Source organism: Streptomyces durocortorensis (genome assembly GCF_016901035.1).
GTDB classification, from domain to species: domain Bacteria; phylum Actinomycetota; class Actinomycetes; order Streptomycetales; family Streptomycetaceae; genus Streptomyces; species Streptomyces durocortorensis.
In genome coordinates, this window is sequence record NZ_JAFEUF010000252.1 from 1 (window position 1) to 4,044 (window position 4,044).

The 4,044-nt window shown below is 75.0% G+C and carries 3 protein-coding genes; all 3 read left to right on the plus strand.

What is annotated here, in order from left to right:
• The coding region (gene mshB / locus JS521_RS30170) for an N-acetyl-1-D-myo-inositol-2-amino-2-deoxy-alpha-D-glucopyranoside deacetylase (protein WP_205086111.1) at positions 1-789 on the plus strand (789 nt) is incomplete at its 5' end.
• On the plus strand, positions 786-1,259 hold the full coding sequence (locus tag JS521_RS30175; RefSeq protein WP_205086112.1) for a DUF6113 family protein: 474 nt from the start codon (positions 786-788) through the stop codon (positions 1,257-1,259). The genes mshB and JS521_RS30175, both read left to right, overlap by 4 nt.
• Positions 1,260-1,434: 175 nt before the next feature.
• Positions 1,435-3,678 carry a hypothetical protein gene (locus JS521_RS30180; protein WP_205086113.1) on the plus strand — a complete coding sequence of 748 codons (2,244 nt, stop codon included), beginning with the start codon at positions 1,435-1,437 and terminating at the stop codon, positions 3,676-3,678.
• Positions 3,679-4,044: the final 366 nt, after the last annotated feature.

Below are 4,044 nucleotides of genomic sequence, written 5' to 3' on the forward strand. Positions count from 1 at the left end.
CTGGTGACGTGCACGCTCGGCGAGGAGGGCGAGGTCATCCCGCCCACCCTCGCCCGCCTCACCGCCGACCGGGACGACGCGCTGGGCCCCCACCGCGTCGGCGAGCTGGCCGCGGCGATGCAGGAGCTCGGCGTCGAGGACCACCGCTTCCTCGGCGGGGCCGGCCGCTACCGGGACTCGGGGATGATGGGCGCCGAGCAGAACGGCCGCCCCGGCTCCTTCTGGTCCACCCCGGTGGACGAGGCGGCCGCCCACCTCGTCGAGGTGATCCGCGAGGTCCGCCCCCAGGTCCTGATCACCTACGACCCGGACGGTGGCTACGGCCACCCCGACCACATCCAGGCCCACCGCGTCGCGATGCGCGCCGCCGACCTGGCCGCCGACCCGGCGTACGGCTCCGACGCACCGCACACCATCGCGAAGATCTACTGGAACCGGGTGGAGCGGGAGGCCCTGGAGGCCGCCTTCGACCGGCTGCGCACCACCGCGCCCGACGCCTTCCCCGGCATCGCCGCCGTGGCCGACGTCCCGGGCGTGACCGGCGGGGAGCAGATCACCGCGGAGATCGACGGATCGGCGTACGCCGGGGCGAAGTCGGCGGCGATGCGCGCCCACGCCACCCAGATCGCGGTCGACGGCCCCTTCTTCGCCCTCTCCAACGACCTCGGCCAGCCCCTGCTGACGACCGAGTGCTACCAACTGGTGCGGGGCGTTCGCGGCGTGACGGGACCGGAGCGCGAGAGCGACCTGTTCGCGGGCGTCCCGGACACCGAGGGAGGCGCGGTATGAGCGGCACCCCCAAGAAGTCCCGCGGCCGCGCGGACTCCTCCCACGCGCCGCGACGGAACGCTCCGCCTCGGGAGCCCGAGCCCACCGGGTTCGCCGCCCGGCCGAACCCGGCCCGGATCGCCGCCTACTTGGGCCTCGCGGTCCTCGGCGCGCTCGTCGCCCTCGCCGGAACCCTCGTCCAAGCGGCCTGGTTCCCGGGCGGGTTGATCATCGCCCTGGCGGGCTCCGCGGGCCTCTTCTACGGCGGCCGGATCCTGACCCGTACCCAGATCGGCGCGCTCGCCCCGGCGGCCGGCTGGTTCATCACCGTGTTCCTTCTGCTGAGCGGCCGGCCGGAGGGCGACTACGTCTTCGGCGACGAACTCGGCCTGGTGTTCTTCATGCTCGGCGGGACGGCCGTCGCTGTGATGTGCGCCACCACCTCGAAAGTGCCGCAATCAGCCATCCACAGCGGCCGGTCGGGTACGTGAAGTGCCAAGTCCGGGTCCGGAGAGACCCCCACAGGTGTGATGCACGGGTGGAGGTTTCACCCGGTCGCGGAGTGTCCGACGGCGGCGGCCAGTATGGTGGTGCGCGCGCCGAGCCGTCCCCTGGCCTGCGGCATGGGGGAAGTACGGGCGGCGGAGCCAATCGGGAGAACCTGCTTTGAGTCGTGAAACTGACAGTTCGTCCTCCGGGCCCCAGGGCCGCGGCGGAGCCGCGTACCCCTCGGGTACGCCGCCGTACGGATCCCGCCAGTATCCGTCGCAGGACGGCTCTGACGAGAACCCGGAATCCGTGGATCCGCCCCGGCCCGAGGAACCGAAGACCGAGACGACGCTGACGACGCGCATCCGGATCAACATCCCCGGTTCGCGTCCGATCCCGCCGGTCGTGATGCGTACGCCGATGGCGGCGAGCGACATCGCCGGCGACGGCCGTTCCGACGCGGAGCGCACCGGCGCGACCCCCCGCCCCGGCACGCCGCCGCCCGCACCCGGTGCGGCTTCCGGTGCCGGACCCGCGCACCGCTCCGGCGGCCCGGGCGCCGGCTCGAACGGCGGCGCGCCCGCGGACCGGTCCCGCGACGGCGGCGCGGCCGCCGACCCGACGCCCGCGGAGAAGCCGGCCCGGGAGAAGAGCGGCAGCGACTGGTTCGCCCCGCGCAAGACCCCTGCCCCCGGACCGGCGACAGCCGCCCAGGGCACGGGTGCGCCCGGCGGCTCCGGCGGCGCCCCTTCCGGTCCGGGTGGTCCGGGTGGTCCGGGTGGTCCGGGTGGTCCGGGCCTGGGCGGTCCCGGTGGCCCCGGCGGCCCGGGCACAGGCGGCCCGGGTGGCCCCGGCATGAGCGGCTCCGGCGGTCCTGGCGGCCCGGGTGGCGTGTCCGACGGTGGTGCGGGCCGCTCGCGCCCCGACCTGCCGTACTTCTCGGACGCCCCGCAGCCCGGCGGCGGACCGGGCGCGCCCGGCCCCGGCCGCAGTGCGCTCGACGCGTACGGCACCGAGCCCCCCGGCGGCGGCCCGCGTGCCACCCCCGGCCCCGGAGTGCGGACGCCCGGCCCGGCCGGCCCCACCACGGGACCGGTCACCGGCACCTCCTCGCTGACCCCGAACCTCGACGGCGTCCCGGGCCTCGGCGGCCCCGGCCCGATGGTCCCGGGTACCCCCGGCGGCGTACCGCCCCGGATGTCCGACGACACCGCGATCCTCACGCCGCAGGCCCCGGCGCCCGACCTCGGCCCCGGCGGCCATGTCTCGGGCGACACGCTGACGAGCGGCATCCCCGTGGTGCCCAGCGAGCCCCGCGCGACGTTCCCGGAGCGGCCGGGCGGCCCGGGCGGCCCGGTGACGGGTCACGGCGGTCCCGGCGGTCCCGGTGGTCCGGGTGCTCCCACGCCGGGCCCCGCCGCCCCGCGTCCCGCGCCGAAGGCCGCCGCGGCCTCCGCTCCCGCGCCCGCGAAGAAGGGCCGCTCCAAGCTGGTCCTCCTCGGGGTGGCCGCGGTCGTGCTGCTCGGCATCGCGTACGGGGCGGGCCTCCTGCTGAACCACTCCGAGGTCCCCAAGGGCACCACGGTGCTCGGCGTCGACATCGGCGGCGGCTCGAAGGAGGAGGCGGTCACCAAGCTCGAAGCCGCCCTCGGCGAGCGGGCCAAGACGCCTCTGACGCTGTCGGTGGACGGCAAGGAGGAGAAGCTCGACCCCGAGAAGGCCGGTCTCACCCTGGACAGCCAGGAGACCGTGCGCGGCGCGGCGGGCAGCGACTACAACCCCGTCTCGGTGATCGGTTCGCTGTTCGGCGGGGAGCGCCCCGCCGACCCGGTGATCCCGGTCGACGAGGAGAAGCTCGGCGTGGCGCTGACCGACCTGGCGGGCGCTTCCGGCTCGGCCAACGACGGCACGATCCGCTTCGAGCCGAACAAGGCCGTGGCGGTGCCGGGCAAGCCGGGCAAGACGCTGGACGCCGGCCAGTCCCTGATCTCGGTCCGGGACGCCTACCGCGCCCAGGTGCAGACCGGGCAGGCCCGCCTGGTCGAACTCCCCGTCGCCACCACCGCGCCCACCATCACCAAGGCGGAACTGGACCGGGCGATGAAGGAGTTCGCCGAGCCCGCGATGTCCGGTCTGATCACCATCAAGGCCGGTCCCAAGCAGATCCAGTTCGGCCCGGCGCGGTCCCTGCCGCAGATCCTGTCCATGAAGCCGGTGGACGGCCGACTGGTCGACGTCTACGACAAGAAGGCGATCGACACGCTGCTCGACGGCGTCTTCGACGGCATCACGGCGGTCAAGGCCGACGGCAGGGAGCACCAGGTCGGCGCGGACGACGTGGCCCAGGCGATGAAGACCGCCCTGGCAGGGAAGACCCCGGCCGAGCGCACGGTCACCATCAACCTGACCGGCGAGGGCTGAGGCCCGGCACCCGCCCCCGGCCGCTCCATCATGGAAAGGCGGGGGAACGAGACGGGGACCGTCGAACAGATGGGCCGGGGCCGGACCATGGCTGTGTGGCATGTGCGGGACTTCGAGCCGGAGGACCTTGAGGCCGTCGTGCGTCCCGACGGGGAGCCGCACCCGGCCCACCGTCACCACCGAGTTGGCGCTGGAGTTCCCCGACCGCACCATCCGGTACGGGCGGACCTGAAGGCACAGCGAACCTGAAGGCACAGGAGAACACAGCGGAGCGGGGGGGGGGGGGGGGGCCCCCCCCCCCCCCCCCCCCCCCCCCAAAACCCCGGATAAGGAGAAGGAAGAACAAGGCCCGAGGCGGGCGAGCGG